This window comes from Patescibacteria group bacterium, assembly GCA_030583705.1.
In the GTDB taxonomy this organism is placed as follows: Bacteria; Patescibacteriota; Patescibacteriia; order Patescibacteriales; family Patescibacteriaceae; genus Patescibacterium.
In genome coordinates, this window is the sequence record CP129471.1 from 380,167 (window position 1) to 398,457 (window position 18,291).

Sequence of the window (18,291 nt, forward strand, 5' to 3'; positions counted from 1 at the left end):
TTGACTTATTTAGTTTTTCAAGTTAAGTTGTTTTTACTTTAATTATTTTTATTTTTTCATATGAGCGATTACCAAGAAAAAGTTTCACTTAAATTTAAACAGGCGGTTGATTTTTTTAAGCAAGATATTTCTTCCTTAAGAACAGGTCGTTTAAGTTCCGCTATTTTGGAAAAAGTTGAGGTTCAAGCTTATGGTACCACTATGGCTTTAAACGCTGTTAGTACCATTGCTTCGCCAGATAATAAGAGCCTGTTAGTGTCTCCCTGGGACAAGAGTGTTATTAAAGAAATTGAAAAAGCCATAACCAGCGCTGATTTGGGCTTGGGAGTGGTTAATGAAGGAGAGGCTTTGCGTTTAACTATGCCACCCTTAAATGAAGAAAATCGCCGTGAGTTAGTTAAGAAGCTTAACTCTAAAATGGAAGAAGCTCGTATTGTTTTAAGGCAAGCCAGAGACGAGGTTAAACAGGAAATTGAGGTTGATTTTGCCGAGAAGACGTTTTCTGAGGATGATAAGTTTCGTTATCTTAAAGAGTTAGATACGGCTATTGATAAGGCCAATGAAGAGCTTAAAGAGATAAGGGATCATAAGGAAAAAGAAATAATGACTATTTAGTTATTTAAAAGCTAATTTATAATTCAGTTTTACTCTATGTTGTTAACTATTATCGCGTTTGTTTTAGTCTTGGGTGTTTTGGTTTTAGTGCATGAACTTGGGCATTTTTGGGCAGCTCGTCGTTTTGGTGTACGGTCTGAAGAGTTTGGTATTGGTTTTCCACCAAGACTTTTTGGTTGGTATAAGAACAAAGAGGGAAGCTGGAAGTTTGTTTTAGGTAAAGGTAAGGTTGTTGATCCAGCTGATACTGTTTATTCTATTAACTCCATTCCTTTGGGTGGTTTTGTTAAAATTGTTGGAGAAAACGGCGATGATCGTAATGACCCTAGTAGTATGGCCTCTAAACCAGCCTGGCAGAGGTTTATTATTTTATCGGCGGGTGTCTTCATGAATGTTGTCTTAGCGGTTGTTATCTTTACTGTTCTTTTGGGCATAGGTTCCCCACAGGCTCTTGATCGTGAGACACTACCGGCTAACGCCGTAATAGGTGAAGTCTATGTTCAAGTCGCTGATCTTGAAGAAAATTCCCCGGCTATGGAAGCTAACGTTTTACCTAATGACATAATTGTTTCAGTGGATGGTTTGGCTGTTAACGGTTTTGACTCTCTTAATACCCATGTTAAAGAAAAAGTAGGGCAACCGGTTGAATATGTCTTTAAAAGAGGGGATGAGTTTTTAGAAAAAACCATAACTCCGGTAATTATTAATAAGGGAGATCAAGAGATTGCCGGTATTGGAGTTGGTATTTTTGAGATGGCGCATGTTCGCTTACCTTGGCATACGGCTTTGGTGGAAGGTACGTCTTATACCGGTTTCTTCTTAAAGGAGATAACTGTTGGTTTAGGTAAGGCACTTTATGAGCTTGTTTCTTCTGGTAAGGCCGATACTGAGGTGGTTGGTCCCTTAGGGATCGCTTCTTTAACCGGCGATATGGCTAGAATGGGTTTTGCTTATCTAGCTCAGTTTACCGCTATTCTTTCTCTGCATTTGGCGATCATTAACTTTATTCCTTTCCCAGCCCTGGACGGTGGGCGAGTACTTTTTCTTTTAATTGAAAAAATTAAGGGTAGTCCAATTCGTAAACAAACGGAAGCTATCTTTCATAACATAGGTTTTCTTCTCCTGATGCTTTTAATTGTTATTGTAACCTTTAAAGACGCTTTTCGTTTTTTTCAGGATTAACCTTTTAATAATTTAAATTTAATAATTTAAAAGATAAAAATATGAAGATAAATCTTAAGGCCACTAACTTAGTTCTAACACCGGCTATTGAAAAATATCTTAAAGAGAAAATTAAAATGGTAGAAAAGTATCTTGGAGCTCTAAAAGTAACAGCTTGTGATGTGGAGTTGGCTTTAACTACTCATCATCACAACAAGGGAGAGATTTTTAAAGCAGAGATTAATTTAGCTGTACCAGGAGATTTACTTAGAATCAGTAAAACCGAAAGTGACCTGTATAAAGCGATAGATAAAGCCAAGGATCACCTAGTAGAGGCCATTAAGAAGCATAAAGGCAAGGAAAAGGCTAAGAGTAGGAAAACAATTATTAAGGCTTCCTAGGGTTTATAGAATAAAGCTTCTTTTATTTTGCCAATTCTCTTAAAATAGGACATATTGGATTATATTGACATTTCTTGACATATTTTAATAATTTAGTGTATAATTTGTATAGAAAGTACTATGAATTATATTACTATATGAACAAAATATACACTACAACTTTGTCCGGCAAAGAGCTGGATATAATAGAAAAATTAATCACAAAACATGGGAATGTGGTTGATTTTGATATGATTTTAGAAAAATTTGGTAAAAACAGAGAAAGACAGGAAGTAAAGAATTTTATCTCAAATTTAGTTAGAAAAGGATGGTTAGTTAGAATCAAGAAAGGTGTTTTTGTAATTTCGGATATTTCAGGTAGAGGTAGTATAGAGTTAAGTCAATTAGCCATTGCTCAAATTATAGATAATAATTCTTATATATCTTTTGAGGGTGCTTTACAATACCATGGTTTGTTTGATCAATATTTAAGAGTTGTCACTTCTGTTGGTAAAAAAAGAACATACACAAAGAAATTTTCTGATTGGACGTTTAAATATATTAGTTCAAAAAAGGGATTGTTTTCTAATTTTAAAGAATATAATATTGATGGCAGGCTTGTTAAGGTGGCTTCAAAAGAAAAAGTTATCTTGGATTTTTTAACCTATAGAAGAAAACTACATGATATTGATTTAGTTATTGAAAAGCTTAAAAATCATAAGAATGATTTTGATATAAAGAAACTTATTCAAATCAGTGAAAAATTTTCAATAACCACCAAAAGGACCTTGGGAATAATTTTAGATTTAGTGGAAATTAACTCAGATGAATTACATAAAAAAATTAAGAATAATAAAAATTATAGCCTCCTAACATCAAAGAGCGATATTTTTAATGCTAAATGGAGAATTTATACTGAAAAGCAATTTGTAAAAAAATAACCAGTATATTTTTATGTCTGTAAATATCCAATTAATTTCTAAAAATCAATTAATTATACTTAACAGACAAGGCTTTAAGTATCCTCTTGCTATTGCCGAAAAAGATTATTTTTTGGCGGTTATTTCAAAAATAATATTTGAATCAGTATTAAAGAATAAAATAATTTTTAAGGGCGGGACGGCCTTGCATCATGTTTATCTTCCACAACTAAGGTTTTCTGAGGATTTGGATTTCTCAAGTAATGGGATAAAAATAGATTTAACTGAAATAAAAAATATTTTTTCAGTTTTTGATTTTTTAGAAATAAAAAAAGATTTTATTTCCGAGGCGACGGTAAAAATAGAGAAGCTTCAATGCACCGGTCCTCTTGGGCAGGCTAGTTCGGTGAGGCTGGAGATTGATTGCCTTCAAAATGTAATCTTACCTTCATTGGAAATGAATTATGAAAATATTTTTGGAGTTAAGACAAAAGTACGAGTAATGGATATTAGAGAAATTACTGCTGAGAAAATTCGTGCCATGAGCGATAGAGCAAGATATCGTGATTATTATGATTTTGTAATGATTATGAAGAAAATACCAATAGATATAAATGAAGTTTTAGGCTTGGTAAAACAAAAAGAGATTAGAAAAACGATCAGTATAGAAAATATTTTAAATAATTGGGAAATAGCCAAGTTAGACAAACAGGAGGATTTACAAACAATTTATTTTATTGAAGAACTAAGCGATGAAGAGATAAAAGGTGAGTTAGATAAATTAAGCTTTGATAGCATAGAAAAGTAGTGATTTTAATACTTAGCATTTTTTATACAAAAATGAGTCGTAATTGTTAATAATTGACCAAAACATTATTTGACAAAAATTATTTTATTATATACTGTGTAATCACAAATAAAAAAAGAAAAATGACAGAACAAAAAGAATTTGAATTTGTATTTAGAGGTGTTGCCACCGTTGACGATAGAGGTCAAATGGTTATACCCATAGAGGCAAGAAAAGTTGCTGGTTTTAAAAACGGAGCTAAAATAGCCGTATTTACCGCTCCTTCAAATCTCGATGACGGTAAGTTAAAGATAGTTTTAACGTTAGCCCAATATATTCTTGACATGAAGAGAGTTAAGAAGCTTCTTGGATGATAATTTTCTATAAGCTTTAACTTATTTGATTTTTTCCCCATTATAAGGTAAACTCATAAACTGAGCTTACCTTATTTGTTTTTAAGTATTAAGAGCTCATTTTTTAACTTATTTTATGAAATTTTTATCCAAAATATTCGGTGATCCTAACGAAAGGGTCATAGCTTCAATGCGACCAGTTATTGAAGAAATTAATTCTTTAGAAGAGTCTATAAAGGCTTTGTCTGATGATGATTTAAAACAAAAGACTGAGGAATTTAGAAAAATATTGGGTGTAGAAAGACTAGAAGACGGATCTTTAAAACAAAATAAAACCAAAGAGGAAGAGACCGCTATTTTAGAACAAATTCTACCCCAAGCTTTTGCGGTTATTCGTGAAGCTTCTCGTCGTTTAACTGGACAAAGACATTATGATGTTCAGTTAATGGGTGGTATGGTTTTACATCGTGGACAAATTGCGGAAATGAAAACTGGAGAAGGTAAGACTTTGGTAGCTACCTTACCTTTATATCTTAACGCTTTAACTGGACGAGGTGTACAATTAGTAACCGTTAACGATTATCTGTCTCGGGTTGGTGCTGGTTGGATGGCGCCGATTTATCATGCCCTTGGATTAACTACTGGTGTTATTGTCCATAATACCGCTTTGGTTTATGATCCTAATTATTCTGATGATAAGCAATTTGATGATCGTTTAAAGTATTTTCGTCCCGTACCAAGAGGCGAGGCTTATAACTCGGATATTCTTTATGGTACTAATAACGAATTTGGTTTTGATTACTTAAGAGACAACATGGTCCAGCGTGGCTCACAAAGAGTCCAGCGTGAACTTAATTTCGCCATTGTGGACGAAGTTGACTCTATTTTAATAGACGAAGCTAGAACTCCTTTAATTATCTCTTCTCCCGCGGAAGAGTCTACAGATAGGTATTATAAATTCGCCGAATTGGTTTCTCGCTTGCAAGAAAATGAAGATTATAATAAAGACGAAAAAATGAGGGTAGCGACCCTAACAGAGAATGGTATATCTCGGATGGAAAAGTTTTTAGGAGTGGATAATATTTACGCTACCGGTGGTATCCGAGAAGTCCATCATATTGAGCAAGCTCTTAAGGCCAGAGTTTTATTTGAAAAAGATAAACACTATGTGGTTCGCGAGGGAGAGGTGGTTATTGTGGATGAGTTTACCGGCAGATTAATGTTTGGTCGTCGTTATTCAGAAGGTCTTCATCAGGCCATTGAGGCTAAAGAAGGAGTTAAAATACAAAGAGAAAGCCGTACTTTAGCTACTGTAACTTTTCAGAATTATTTCCGTATGTATCGTAAGTTGGCTGGTATGACCGGTACGGCTTTAACCGAAGCTGAGGAGTTTTATAAGATATATAATTTGGAAACCGTAGTTGTACCGACCCATCGCCCTAATGTTCGTAAAGATGACAATGACCTTATCTATGCCAGTGAAAAGGAGAAATATGAGGCAGTGGCTAAGGAAGTTAAAGCTAGACATGCCACCGGACAACCGGTTTTGGTTGGTACTATCTCTATCGCTAAAAACGAATTTTTGGGAGAACTTTTAGCCAGAGAAGGTGTTAAGACTAATCTTTTAAACGCTAAAAATCATGAACAAGAAGCTTCTATGATCGCTCAGGCTGGACAGGCTGGTAGTGTAACTATTGCCACTAACATGGCAGGACGTGGTGTTGACATTATTTTAGGTGGAGCACCGCTTAATAAAGAAGAATATGATAAGGTGGTGGCTTTGGGCGGTCTACACGTAATTGGTACCGAAAGACACGAAGCTCGCCGTATAGACAATCAGTTACGTGGTCGTGCAGGACGACAAGGTGATCCCGGTTCAAGTCAATTTTACGTTTCCATGGAAGATGACCTGATGCGTATTTTCGGGGGAGATAGAATGAAGAATATGATGAAAACTCTTAAGTTACCAGAAGGCACTCCGATTGAAAATAAAATAATTTCCCGCTCTATTGAAAATGCCCAGAAAAGAGTTGAAGGTAATAACTTTGATACTAGAAAACACTTAGTGGAATATGATGATGTAATTAACAAACATCGTTTAGCTATTTATCGCAGACGATTAGAGGTTTTAAATATTTCAGAAAAGGTTAAAGATAATAAAGAAGATGATATAGAAGATAATAAGAATGTCGGAGAAAAACCAGAAAATAATCAGGAAAGAAATAATCAAGAAGAAAATCAGAATAAAGAAAATATCGGTGAGGTTAAAGATAAAACATTAACGGATATTATTTTAGGGATGATTGAAAACGAGGTTGAGCAACTTATTTCTTTTCATACCGCAGCCGAAAGTACTAAAGACTGGAATCTTAAGGAAGTTAAAGAAAGTATAGCCGCTATTTTCCCGCTTAATAAAGAATTATCTGAAACATTGGATGGCTTTATTGCTAATCCCGGAAAGTTGGATAAAGTAAGAGTGAGAACTGACTTGATCGAACTAATTATGACCGAAGCCCAAGGGCTTTATGAGACAATGGCTCAAAAGGCCAAAGAAGCAGGTTTAGATTGGCAGGAAGTGGAAAAGGGTCTTTTATTAAGAGCTATGGATACCCTGTGGATGGATCATCTTGAAACCATGGATTATATGCGCCGAGGTATAGGGCTTAGAGGTTATGGACAAAGAGATCCTTTAGTTGAGTACAAAAAAGAAGCTTATCAGTTATATAACCAACTTAATGACAGTATCCAAAAAGAAGTTGTTTATTCAGTCTTTAAGATAGCGGCTGCTCAAGAAATGATAGCTCCTTCAATTAATCTTTCTAGAGTTTCAATGTCCGCACCAGCGAAAACCATGGATAACGATAGTTCATCAAGCTCAGTAACGGTTTACACAGACAGAAAAGCTAAAGATGACGAAGGTAATAAAATAGGTAGAAATGATCTTTGTCCTTGCGGTAGCGGTAAAAAGTATAAGAAGTGTCATGGAGCCTAAAAATATGGAAACAGATATTAAACAATTAATTCAAGAGGTGCTAGAGAAAGGATATTTAATGAGCTTGGCGATTGTGGATACAGGCGGAGTTTGGGTAGCTGATGTTGTTTATATTCATGACGATGAATTAAATATATACTGGATGTCAGATCCGGATAGCCGTCATTCACTAGCAATTTTAGGTAATAACCGAGTTGCTGCAACAATAACAGCTAATAGCCAAGGTGAAGATAACCTAGGGATTCAATTTGACGGAGTGGCCGAAAAGCTAGACGGCGATAGACATGATTTAGCAATTAAACACTTTGCCAAAAGAAAGAAGCCCGAGCCAAGTAGTGATGAAGATATTCTCCAAGGTGACTCTTGGTATATGTTAAAACCAAAAAATATTGATTTGATCTATGAAAAACTCTATGGATTTAAGAAACAAAAATTTGAGCTATAATTTATTGCAAGTTGGGGTAAAGATTTTACTTAAAAACGAAGAGGGGAAATACCTCAAATTATAAAAAATATCTCTTGATAGCACCACCTTAAAGAGGTATAATAACTCTATGCGAGAAATAGAAATTAAATTAAAGGTTAAAGATCCGGCTTTGCTTAGACAACGTCTTGAAGCTATGGGTTGTGTTTTTTCTGAGCCAATTTCTCAAGAAGATGTTATTTATTCACTAAACGGTAATACCAATCCTTGGGCCAGCTCAAAGGAGGGGGATACGGTTATAAGAATCAGAAAACAAAACGGTGTATTTATGCTGACCCTTAAAAAACAAATTACCAGTGAATTAGATAATCTGGAATATGAAACCAAGATAGAGAAACCAGAAGAAATGCATAATATCTTACTTTCGTTAAGCGCTATACCAGTAGTGGAAGTTAAAAAGATTCGCTATAAGGCCAAATTAGAAGAATATGAGGTATGTCTTGATAATGTTGAAACTCTTGGAGATTATGTGGAATTTGAAGCTTTAATTAATGACGGTGATGATCCAGTTGGTATTGAAGAAAAACTTTTTTCCTTAGCAACTTCTTTAGGACTTACCGCAGAAGACAGAGAAACAAGGAGTTATGACACTATTATTTTTCAGAATAAAAATAATTAATTTATGATTATCATTGTTGTCGGACAACCATCTTCTGGTAAAGATACTGTTTCTTATAAAATAGTTGAATACGGTTTTTCTCATGTTTCCAGCGGAGATATTATTCGCCGAGATATGAAGATTAAAGGCTTGTCTCTTGATCGAGAAAGCATGTATCATTTTGTTTTAAAAAAGCGCTCTAAAGAAGGCGCTTTTTATCCGGCTAATGAGATTGCCGAACAATTAAAGGAGGGAGATAATATTGTTATCTCTGGTTTTCGTAATTTATCTGAAGTTGATTACCTTAAAAAACGTTTTCCTAAAGAAGTTAAAGTAATTGCCTTAACCGTACCTTTAGAAATTCGCTTTCAAAGAGCCAAAGATCGAAATAGGGCAGGGGATGATATTTCTTTAGAAAAATTTAAGGAACAAGAAGACAGAGAAAGGACTAAAACCGAAGCGCATAATCTAGATGAGGTAATTGCCTCAGCGGATCATTTAATTGAAAATTCAGGTAGTTTAGAAGATCTTTATGAAAAAATTGAATCGGTGATGGCTATTATCCTTAAAGCAAGATAAAAGACACGAGGTAAAAAATGTTAGGTAAAATGTAGAATAAAAACAAGAGAAAAAGGTAAAAAAATATAGATAAAAAACTAAAAAACAAGAAAAAAATAAGAAAATATAGAGAAAAAAACAAAAAGAGCCCATTTAGGGCTCTTTTATGCTATATCTTTAATTATATCATACTTATATAAAAAAGTCAATAGGTATGTTTAGGGGGTTTTGTCCACAAGTAAGGCTTGATTTTTAAAGTTTTTTAAGTTAGTATTTATTTACACACAATCTTAATTACAGTTTTTAAGTTTATTTTTTTATGTCTTTTTTAAGAAATGTTTTTTCTTTGTCCGGCCGACGAAAGGTTTGGTGGACTTTAGTTTTAGTAATTGTTTTAACTGTTTGGGCCTCTTTAATAGTAGTTGGAGATCGCTATAATGCCACTGTGGCACAATATAATCTTCCTTTACCACAGGTTAAGGAAAGACCTTTTAGATTGGGCTTGGATCTTTTAGGTGGCTCACAGTTAACTTATGATGCAGATACTTCGGCGGTACCGGCCGGTGAAGAAGCTATGGCCGTTGAGGGAGCCAGGGATGTTATTGAACGAAGAGTTAACGCTTTCGGTGTTAGTGAGCCAATAGTACAGGTTAACCGAGCTGGTGAAGATAATTACAGAATAATTATTGAGTTAGCCGGTATTACCGATATTGGAGAAGCTATTAAGCAAATTGGTGAAACCCCTCTTTTGGAATTTAAGGAAGCTAATGATGAATTACGTGAGTTAAGCGAAGAAGAAAAAAAGACAATGGAAGAGAATAACACTCAGGCCCAAACCAGAGCAGAAGATATTTTGGGTATGTTGGGAGCTGGCCAAGACTTTGGTGATTTAGCTCGTAGCTTTAGTGATGATGAATTTACCAAAGAAGATGGCGGTTATGTCGGTTGGGTTTCCAAATTAGATAATCCGGAAATAGCTAGTTTGGTGGAAAGCCTTGAGCCAGGACAGTTTACTCCTCAATTAGCTCGTACTTCTTTTGGTTTTGAGATTTTAAAACTTAATAATAAAAACATTCGTGAGGTTAATGTGGCGCAAATTTTAGTTTGTTACCAAGATAACGAGGATTGTGAGAGCGAATTAAATCGTGATCAAGCCTATGAACTGGTTAAAGAAATAAAAGACAAGGCAACTCCTGAAAATTTTAATTCTCTTTTGGATGAGTATCATGACCGTCTTTCACCCAAAAGCGGTGAACTTGGTTGGGTAAAAAGAGAGGTTCAGGGAGAGGTTTTTGATGAAGTGGCTTTTAACCAAGAGATTGGTACAGTTTCCTTTATTGCTGAAAGCAAATTTGGTTTTCATTTGCTTCACAAAAAAGACGAAAATCCGGAATATGATCTAAGCCATATTTTAATTACCACTACTTCAGAAGAAGATATAATTGGGCCACAAAGTGAATGGAAGAATACCGAGTTAACCGGGAAGAACCTACGTCGCGCTTCGGTACAACTTGATCCCAATAACGGACTACCAACCGTTAATCTTGAGTTTGATAATGATGGAGCTAAGTTTTTTGAACAAATTACCGAAAGAAATGTCGGTCGTCCGGTAGGTATTTTCTTAGATGGTTTACCGATTAGTACTCCAAACGTTAATGAAAAAATTACTGGTGGACAGGCTGTTATCCAGGGTAACTTTACCATGGTTGAGGCTAGGGAATTAGTTAAACGTCTTAACTCAGGAGCTTTGCCTTTGCCGATTACTTTGGTTAGCCAACAAACAGTTGGAGCTAGTTTAGGACAAGAATCAGTAGAGATGAGCTTACAGGCAGCTATGATCGGTCTTATCTTGGTAATGATCTTTATGGTTATCTTCTATCGTTTCTTGGGAGTTGTATCTGTTTTTTCCTTGGTTATTTACGGACTTTTAACTTTAGCGGTCTTTAAGCTTTGGCCGGTTACTTTAACCCTTTCCGGTATTGCTGGGTTTATCTTGTCTATTGGTATGGCAGTGGATGCCAATATCTTAATCTTTGAACGCTTAAAAGAAGAGCTTAAGGCCGGTAAATCTTTTTCTTCGGCTATCCAGGAAGGTTTTAATAGAGCTTGGCCATCTATTAGGGACAGTAACTTTACCACTATCTTAGTTTGCTTTGTATTAATCCAGTTTACCACCAGCTCAATTAAAGGTTTTGCCATTACTTTGCTAATTGGTGTGCTTTTATCCATGTTTAGCGCTATTACTGTTACCAGGACTTTTCTCAGATTGTTTAAGGAAGGTTGGATGGAAAAGCATCCCAAACTTGTTGGTTATAAACGACCGACTGGGGAAAATCTTTAATCTTTATTTAATTGAAAATTATTTTTCTTAATATGACATATAATATTATCGGCAAAAGTAAACTCTGGCTAACCATCTCTTCTATTTTGGTTATTGCTTCAGTGGCCGCTTTGGGTGTATTTGGACTTAAACTTGGTATTGATTTTACGGGTGGTAGTCTTTTAGAGGTTCGCTTTTTCTCGGAAAGACCCTCAGTCTCTACTATTGAAGAAAGGCTAAGTCCTTTATCTCTTAACAGTTTAACCGTTCAGCCGGTTGGAGAAAACGATGTAATGATGCGTTTTCAGGAAATTGATCAAGAAACCAGAGAAGAAACTATAGGTTTGTTAAATGAGTTTTCTCCAGTAGAGGGAGAGCCAGCTTTAGAAGAGTTGCGTTTTGAAGCGGTTGGACCGACGGTTGGACAAGAGTTAAGGAAGAAATCAATTTACGCGACTATTTTAGTGATCTTGGCTATTAGTTTATACATTGCTTGGGCTTTTAGAAGAGTTTCTAGGCCAATAGCTTCTTGGAAATACGGTGCTGTAACTTTAGTTTCTCTTTTTCATGATGTTGTAATTTTACTTGGTGTTTTTGCTGTACTTGGACATTTTTACGGAGCTGAAATTAACGTTGCCTTCTTAGCAGCAGCTTTAACGGTACTTGGGTACAGTGTACATGACAGTATTGTGGTTTTTGATCGTATTAGAGAAAACCTACCAAGATCTAATGATAGTTATCGCAAAACAGTTAATGACAGCATTAACCAAAGTATAGTTCGTTCAATTAATACCTCAGTAACCGTTATGGTGGTACTATTATCAATTATCATAATGGGTGGATCATCAATTTATTATTTCTCAATAGCTTTGTTTGTTGGAATATTATTTGGAACATATAGTTCTATCTTCTTAGCCGCCCCATTATTGGTTCTTTGGAGTGAAAGAGCAGAAAAGAATAGGGGATAGATAATATATAAAAAACTTTGTTCAAATAAACCCGTCAAGCACTTGGCGGGTTTATTGTATTGATTTTATTGGTTAAAAATGTGTCTTTCTTTTATTTTTATTGTCCTATTAATTTTTTGACAAACTCTCCTTTTTCAGTTAGACTAAAGCTATTATGTATCTATTTAAAATAGCTTTATTTTATGCGCCAATCACAACTTTTTACCAAAACTCTTAAAAATGACCCTAAGGATGAGGAGAGTTTAAACGCCAGACTGCTTTTACGCGGTGGCTTTGTTAACAAGCTTTCGGCCGGTATTTATTCTTTTCTACCTCTGGGGCTGCGGGTGCAGAATAAGATTATTGGGATTATTCGAGAAGAGATGAACGCCATTGGTGGACAGGAGGTTTTAATGCCTGCCTTAATCCCTGCCGATTTTTGGAAAAAAACTAATCGTTGGGATACGATAGATGTTTTATTTCGTTTTAAAACTGAAGATGAAAGAGAGTATGGACTAGGTGCTTCTCATGAAGAAGTGGTAACTCCTTTAATTAAAGAATATGCTCCGTCTTACAAAGACTTGCCTTTAATTGTTTACCAATTCCAAACTAAGTTTAGAAACGAACTTAGACCTAAAGCCGGACTTTTACGTGGTCGTGAGTTTATGATGAAAGATCTTTATTCTTTTCATACCGACCAAAAAGATCTTGATGCTTTTTATGAAAAAGCGGCTATTGCCTACCGATCTATTTATACTAGAATGGGCTTAGGGGATATTACTTACTTAACTTATGCTTCTGGTGGAGACTTTGCTCGTTATTCGCATGAGTTTCAAACCATTACGCCTTCTGGTGAAGATTTAATCTATCTTTGTGAAAAATGCAAGATGGCGGTTAATGAAGAGCTTATTGCCGAGCAGCCTACTTGTCCGCAATGTTCTTCGGTTGATCTTAAAACCGTTAAGTCTATTGAGGTGGGTAATATCTTTAAGCTGGGGGAGCGTTTTAGCAAGGCTTTTGATTATTACCACACAGATCGCCAAGGTAATAAACAACCGGTTTTAATGGGCTGTTACGGGATAGGTGTATCACGTTTAATCGGGGCAGTAACCGAGGCCAAGGGTAGCGAAACTAGTATTTTATGGCCTGAGGAGATCGCTCCTTACAAGGTGCATCTTATTTTAATGTCCGGTGATGAAGAGGCTGAAAAACAGGCCGAAGAATTATATGAAAAACTAAAGAAGCTTGGTGTGGAGGTTTTATATGACAACCGAGTTGAAGTTTCAGCTGGACAAAAGTTTGCGGAATCAGACTTAATCGGTTGCCCTTATCGTTTATTACTTAGCGCCAAATCTTTAGCTGCTGGCGGAGTGGAAGTTCTAAAGCGATCTAATAACGAAACTTCCTTTTTGTCTTCAGATAAAGTTTTGTCCCTTTTTTCTTAAAGTCTTTTTTCGTATTTTTTCTTAAGAATATAATAATATAATAATACTGGAATATTTTTCTCACCACCATGTTAAACTCATTTTTTAAAAAATTCAATCAAGACCTAGGTATAGACCTTGGAACCGCCTATACTTTAGTTTACACTCCTGAAAAAGGTATTGTTATTAATGAGCCTTCTATTGTGGCGGTTAATATGCGGACAGAAGAAATATTAGCGGTTGGGCTTGAAGCTAAGCGTATGCTTGGTAAAGCACCGGCTCATATCCAGGTAATTAAGCCTTTAGTGGATGGTGTTGTCTCAGACTTTGAGGTAACCGAAAAGATGCTTAAATATTTTATTGATAAAGCTCATACCGAGAATTTTATTTTTATGCCGAGACCCAGAGTGGTGATTGGCATACCTTTGGATATTACTGAGGTGGAAAAAAAGGCCGTAGAAGACGCGGCTAAATCAGCGGGCGCCAGACAAGTCTTTTTAGTGGAAGAGTCTATGGCGGCTGCCATTGGTGCTCGTTTGCCGGTAACTGAAGCTACAGCCACTATGGTAGTGGATATCGGAGGCGGTACCACTGAAATTGCCGTTATTTCTTTAGGAGGTGCCGTTAACTGGAAGAATTTGCGAATTGCTGGTAACTTTTTAAATCAAGAAATCATTCAATACATTCGTGAGGAATTTAATGTTTTAATTGGGGAACAATTGGCTGAGGAAATTAAGATTAAGATAGGTTCAGCCTCGGTTTTACCTGAAGAAATGGAAATGTTGGTTCGTGGACGTGACCTAATGAACGGCTTACCCAAAGAGATTAAAGTAACGGATAGGCATATTCGCGAAGCTTTATCTAGAACTGTTCATCAGATAATAGACAATATTAAATTAATCCTTGAAACCACTCCACCAGAATTGGTTTCCGATATTTACGAGCATGGCATTGTTTTAACCGGTGGTGGAGCTTTACTGCGAGGCTTGGATAAAGAAATTTCTTCAGCTACAAAAATACCGGTTCGGGTAGCTGATGATCCTTTAACTTGTGTAGCTCGTGGTACTGGTATTTTGTTGTCTGATCAGGTGCTACTGGAAAAGGTAGTAGCACCCGGCACTAAAGAACTTTAATTTTTCTTATGGTTTCTTCCAGACTGATAAAAACGGCGATGGTCGTTATTGTCGTTATTTTACTTTTGTCTCTTTTTAGGGGTTTGGGTTGGCTTAGACCAGCGGAAAATTTACTAACTTCTTTTTTCTCTCCGGTAGGCTCTTTCTTGCATGGTACAGGACTTTGGGTGGGGGGCTTAATTAAGCACGACGAAGATTTTGATGTTGTTTTAAATGAAAAAAACCAATTAAAAGAGGAAAGAGATTCATTATTGTCTGAAGTTGCCCGTTTAAAAGAGATGGAAAGAGAAAATGAAGTTTTACGCACTTATCTGTCTTTTGTGCGTTCAAGTGGTCTCGAGTATCGTTTGGCTGGGGTAGTGGCCCAAGGTAATGCTGGAGATAATTGGCGTAATCGGGAGTCTATTACAATTAATAGGGGAACAAGGGATGGTTTATCTGCCGGGCTACCGGTTTTAACCTCAGAAGGAGTTTTATTGGGAAAAATTATTGAGGCTGAAGATAATCTATCTCGGGCTTGTCTTTTGGTTAGCCCTTCTTGTCGCTTAGCTGTTACAGTTTCTGGGCTTAATGAAACCTTAGGTATAGCCCAGGGTGATTTAGGCTTAACGGTTCAAATAGACTTAATTCCTCAAAATAAAAGCTTAAATGAAGGGGATATTATAGTTACCTCAGGCTTGGAACAAGATATGCCGGCAGGTTTGGTGGTTGGTAAGATAGATAGAGTAATTAAGCAACAAAATGAGCTTTGGCAAAAAGCCATTGTAACCCCAGCGGCTGACTTTGATAACTTAAGGGTTGTTATGGTGGCGCTTTAATTTTAAAAAGAATCTGAAGAAGTTTAAGTAAAGATATTTCTTATGAGAAAAATTTTCCATTTTTTTATCTATGCTCTTTTAGCGATCTTGGTGGTCTTAATTGACCTGTCTTTTTTACAGGCTTTGCCTTGGGAAATTTATCGTCTTCAGTTAACGGTGATTGTTTTGGTTTTTTTGCGACTTTTTGCGGACGAAAAAATCTGGCTTTGGTGGTTAGCAGGAGCTGGTTATCTATTAGAAATTTTTTCTTTTATGACTTTTGGTTTACATATTTTAGCTTTATCTTTAGCGGCGCTGGCTGCCCATTACCTCCTTCTTCGTTGGGTAACTAATCGTTCTGTTTATGCGGCGGCTTTGGCAGTAGTGGTAGCGGTTTTATTTTATGATGGAGTTTTTTGGCTTTATGATTATTTTTTCTCAGCTAGTAATGACCCAGTGGTTTTTGAAACCTCCTTTATGGCTCAACTAAGAGCTTTATGCTACAATGGGTTACTTGGCGCAATAATCTTTTACTTAATTAACCTTTTAACCAAGCGTTTTTCTCCGGTATTTTTAAGGAAGTTTACCTAGTAATTTATCTTAAAACACTTAGTTTATGAAGCTAAATAATAAGTCTAACCACGACAAAGAAGCAGATCCTTTTATTATTAGAGAAGGAAGTTTTAAGGAGGGTAATTTTCACGGCAAGTTTCGTCGGGAATGGGTTGAGGCGACTTTTAGTCCAGGAGAACACGGAGAAGATTTGGTTACCAGGTCGGTAGGTGGAGCCTTTATGGGTTTTGTAAAGATAGCCCTTTTTTTAGTAGCTTTTATCTTACTAAGTCGTTTAGGTTGGTTACAAATAGTTAAAGGAGAGTATTACAAAACAATGGCAGATGGTAATCGTATAAGGTTAGATAGGTTAGAGGCAACTAGAGGTATAATTTATGATAGAAATAATTTACCTTTAGTTCATAACGTAGCTAATTTTTTAATCTATTCAATTCCTTCTGATTTACCTAAAGAAGAGTTAGCTAGAGAAAAAGTCTTTAAAAGACTTGAAGAGCTTTTAGATAAAGATATTGCTGTAATTAGAGAAGAAATAGATAGCTTAACGCCAGCGGATTATGAGTATTACCAACCCATCTTTATTGCCGACAATATACCTTATGAGAAAGCTTTAGCGATTTATCTTGAATCTTTTTCCACTCCAGGTATAACCGTTGAGAGTAAGCATCGTCGGCAGTATGAATTATCTTCTTTGTCTTTATCTCATGTTTTAGGTTATACGGGCACGGTTAGTCGTTCAGAATTTGAGGCTAATCGTTTAGAATATAGCCGTATTGATTCTATCGGCAAAAGCGGGGTGGAAAAAAGTTGGGAAAAGTCTTTACGCGGACAACATGGTAGTAAACAAATTGAAGTGGATGCCCTGGGAAAAGAAAAGCAGGTAATTAGTAGCCTTACTCCCATACCTGGGCAAAGTTTAATTCTCTCGATAGATAGTGAAGCCCAAAAAAAGCTAGAGGAAATATTATTTACCCAACTTTCTTCCATGAGGTTAACCAAGGGAGTAGCCATAGCTTTGGATCCGAGAAACGGTGAGGTAATTGCTTTAGTAAGCCTACCTTCTTATGACAATAATCTTTTTGCTGGTGGTATTGGCGTGACGGATTATAAGGCTTTAATTGAATCTCCAGATAAGCCATTATTTAATAGGGCTGTACAGGGAGAATATCCTTCAGGTTCAACCGTTAAGCCCGTAGTGGCTGCTGCGGCCCTGCAGGAGGGTATTATAACGGCCAACACTTCGTTTTTAAGTACAGGGGGGCTAAGAATAGGTCAGTGGTCTTTTCCAGACTGGAAAGCCGGGGGGCACGGACAAACTAATGTCACCAAAGCCATTGCTGAGTCGGTTAATACTTTTTTCTATCATATCGGAGGAGGCTATGACGGTTTTAATGGTTTAGGTATAGATAAATTAGTACAATGGTTTTTAAAGTTTAATCTTGGTAAACCTCTTGGGCTTGATCTACCGGGAGAAGCTATTGGTTTTGTTCCAACTAAAGAATGGAAAGAATTTGTTCAAGGAGAAAGATGGTATATTGGAGACACTTATCATATTTCCATTGGGCAAGGTAACTTAATTACTACACCTATGCAAGTAGCGGCTTGGACAGCTTTTTTTGCTAATGGTGGGAAGATATATCAACCAAGAATGGTTAAATCTTTAATTAAACCAAACGGAGAGGTTGAAGAGATACCAAGTAAGGTTTTAGTGGAGAATATAGTGGATAGCCAACATGTTGAAACCGTTAAAAGGGGATTAAGACAAACCGCAGTTTCAGGTAGTGCCGCCAGTCTTTCCACCCTACCAGTTGAAGCCGCCGGAAAAACCGGTACAGCTCAATGGTCATCTAAAAAGGCTCCACATGCTTGGTTTACCGGCTTTGCACCATATAACAATCCAGAATTAGTTATTACCATCCTAATAGAAGAAGGAGAAGAAGGCAGTAGAGTAGCCACACCAGTAGCCAGGGAGTTTTTAAGGTGGTATTTTGGGGGTAGGGAAGAGATTAATGAAGAAGAAGTAATTGATACAGAAGAAGAAATTAACGAAGATCAAGATATAGAAGAGGAACAAATTGAAAATTAGGTTTATGAACATAAAAGATAAAATAAGATAAGATAGGATAAAATAAATAATTGGTTATTGAAATATGTCATTTATAAACACCTCAACAAGCTGAGGTGTTTATGATTTATTTAAGTAATTATTTTTAATTAAAAAAGTCAGGAATAATTTCCTGACTTTAACTTTT

Annotated in this window: 17 protein-coding genes; all 17 read left to right on the forward strand. The window is 36.1% G+C overall.

Annotation, left to right across the window (positions count from 1 at the left end):
* Positions 1 to 60: 60 nt before the first annotated feature.
* Entirely contained in the window at positions 61 to 615 is a 555-nt protein-coding gene (locus QY321_01805; protein ID WKZ25143.1) for a ribosome-recycling factor, read from the forward strand.
* 36 nt (positions 616 to 651) lie between these two features.
* The gene (locus tag QY321_01810) at positions 652 to 1,797 is read left to right on the forward strand and encodes a site-2 protease family protein (protein ID WKZ25144.1); all 1,146 of its coding nucleotides are present in this window, start codon (positions 652 to 654) and stop codon (positions 1,795 to 1,797) included.
* Between the two features lie 41 nt (positions 1,798 to 1,838).
* Positions 1,839 to 2,177, forward strand: coding sequence for a ribosome-associated translation inhibitor RaiA (gene raiA, locus QY321_01815; GenBank protein ID WKZ25145.1), 339 nt, complete (start codon positions 1,839 to 1,841; stop codon positions 2,175 to 2,177).
* 137 nt (positions 2,178 to 2,314) lie between these two features.
* The gene (locus tag QY321_01820) at positions 2,315 to 3,097 is read left to right on the forward strand and encodes a type IV toxin-antitoxin system AbiEi family antitoxin domain-containing protein (GenBank protein ID WKZ25146.1); all 783 of its coding nucleotides are present in this window, start codon (positions 2,315 to 2,317) and stop codon (positions 3,095 to 3,097) included.
* A 13-nt stretch (positions 3,098 to 3,110) separates the two neighbouring features.
* On the forward strand, positions 3,111 to 3,884 hold the full coding sequence (locus tag QY321_01825) for a nucleotidyl transferase AbiEii/AbiGii toxin family protein (GenBank protein ID WKZ25147.1): 774 nt from the start codon (positions 3,111 to 3,113) through the stop codon (positions 3,882 to 3,884).
* Positions 3,885 to 4,006: 122 nt separating this feature from the next.
* The gene (locus QY321_01830; GenBank protein ID WKZ25148.1) at positions 4,007 to 4,237 is read left to right on the forward strand and encodes an AbrB/MazE/SpoVT family DNA-binding domain-containing protein; all 231 of its coding nucleotides are present in this window, start codon (positions 4,007 to 4,009) and stop codon (positions 4,235 to 4,237) included.
* A 115-nt stretch (positions 4,238 to 4,352) separates the two neighbouring features.
* On the forward strand, positions 4,353 to 7,208 hold the full coding sequence (gene secA / locus QY321_01835; protein ID WKZ25149.1) for a preprotein translocase subunit SecA: 2,856 nt from the start codon (positions 4,353 to 4,355) through the stop codon (positions 7,206 to 7,208).
* Complete coding sequence (locus tag QY321_01840; GenBank protein WKZ25150.1) at positions 7,198 to 7,653, forward strand: pyridoxamine 5'-phosphate oxidase family protein; 456 nt, start codon at positions 7,198 to 7,200, stop codon at positions 7,651 to 7,653. Before secA ends, QY321_01840 begins: the two co-directional genes overlap by 11 nt.
* A gap of 109 nt (positions 7,654 to 7,762) precedes the next feature.
* A complete protein-coding gene (gene cyaB, locus QY321_01845; protein ID WKZ25151.1) occupies positions 7,763 to 8,311 on the forward strand; it encodes a class IV adenylate cyclase in 549 nt (182 codons plus the stop codon).
* Between the two features lie 3 nt (positions 8,312 to 8,314).
* On the forward strand, positions 8,315 to 8,869 hold the full coding sequence (locus QY321_01850) for a nucleoside monophosphate kinase (protein ID WKZ25152.1): 555 nt from the start codon (positions 8,315 to 8,317) through the stop codon (positions 8,867 to 8,869).
* Positions 8,870 to 9,167: 298 nt separating this feature from the next.
* Complete coding sequence (secD, locus tag QY321_01855; protein ID WKZ25153.1) at positions 9,168 to 11,189, forward strand: protein translocase subunit SecD; 2,022 nt, start codon at positions 9,168 to 9,170, stop codon at positions 11,187 to 11,189.
* Between the two features lie 32 nt (positions 11,190 to 11,221).
* On the forward strand, positions 11,222 to 12,136 hold the full coding sequence (gene secF / locus QY321_01860) for a protein translocase subunit SecF (GenBank protein WKZ25154.1): 915 nt from the start codon (positions 11,222 to 11,224) through the stop codon (positions 12,134 to 12,136).
* 182 nt (positions 12,137 to 12,318) lie between these two features.
* Positions 12,319 to 13,560: a His/Gly/Thr/Pro-type tRNA ligase C-terminal domain-containing protein gene (locus QY321_01865; GenBank protein ID WKZ25155.1), complete on the forward strand. Its 1,242-nt coding sequence runs from the start codon at positions 12,319 to 12,321 to the stop codon at positions 13,558 to 13,560.
* 68 nt (positions 13,561 to 13,628) lie between these two features.
* Positions 13,629 to 14,672 (forward strand): rod shape-determining protein, encoded by a 1,044-nt coding sequence (locus QY321_01870; GenBank protein WKZ25156.1) that lies wholly within the window; start codon positions 13,629 to 13,631, stop codon positions 14,670 to 14,672.
* Positions 14,673 to 14,680: 8 nt separating this feature from the next.
* On the forward strand, positions 14,681 to 15,490 hold the full coding sequence (mreC, locus tag QY321_01875; protein WKZ25157.1) for a rod shape-determining protein MreC: 810 nt from the start codon (positions 14,681 to 14,683) through the stop codon (positions 15,488 to 15,490).
* Positions 15,491 to 15,532: 42 nt separating this feature from the next.
* On the forward strand, positions 15,533 to 16,060 hold the full coding sequence (locus QY321_01880) for a hypothetical protein (GenBank protein WKZ25158.1): 528 nt from the start codon (positions 15,533 to 15,535) through the stop codon (positions 16,058 to 16,060).
* Positions 16,061 to 16,085: 25 nt separating this feature from the next.
* Positions 16,086 to 18,125: a penicillin-binding protein 2 gene (gene mrdA / locus QY321_01885; protein ID WKZ25159.1), complete on the forward strand. Its 2,040-nt coding sequence runs from the start codon at positions 16,086 to 16,088 to the stop codon at positions 18,123 to 18,125.
* The last annotated feature ends 166 nt before the right edge of the window (positions 18,126 to 18,291 follow it).